At 60.4% G+C, this 624-nt stretch carries 1 pseudogene; it reads right to left on the reverse strand.

Going from position 1 to position 624, the window contains the following annotated elements:
* Nucleotides 1–148: 148 nt before the first annotated feature.
* Nucleotides 149–624 (reverse strand): annotated as a pseudogene (locus WN73_RS11635) (transposase); the annotation flags it as partial.

A 624-nucleotide genomic window follows, 5' to 3' on the forward strand; every position in this document is an offset into this window, starting at 1 on the left:
CCTAATCCTGCTGCGTCACAAACGATGATCTGTCTAATGGTCGAACTTGATCGCACAACAAGGACATCCCGACAGCGTTCGGACGAGCGCATGTTCGAGGCGCCGTCGCATCGTCGCGGTCGAATTTGGAATGTGACGTTGGGTCCGCAGCGGCAGATCCGCGGGGTCTGTAATCTGCGGGAATGCGATCGAGCGGGATCGGCCGGGCGCGCCGAGCGCCTGAGGGGGAATCGTCTCCCGCTTGGAGATCAGGAATCCGTCGGCTACGATGCACGTTGTTGCGTGATGATGAAAGCCGCGCCAACCGCGTCCCTCGAAGTGGCCGAGCCCGACCTCCTGCTTGAGTTCCTGATAGTCGCGTTCGATGCGCCAGCGCAATTTAGCCGTCTCAACGAGAGTCCGGAATGCCACATCCGCCGACAACGTCGAGAGCCAGTATTTGGTAGGCTGGTCCTCGCCTTTTGGCCATTCGATCAGCAACCATTCCTCCAATCGCCGGGTGGTTTGCCAATAATCACGATGCGCGGCACGGACCCGCACGCGTACAAAGCGCGAGGTCAGCTTTTCGTTCGTTCCTTGCCGCCACGTGATGGTGCGCCAAGCTTTGGCCGGCAGGCCGATCGC

It is taken from the genome of Bradyrhizobium sp. CCBAU 45394 (assembly GCF_028128655.1).
Taxonomy (GTDB): Bacteria; Pseudomonadota; Alphaproteobacteria; order Rhizobiales; family Xanthobacteraceae; genus Bradyrhizobium; species Bradyrhizobium diazoefficiens.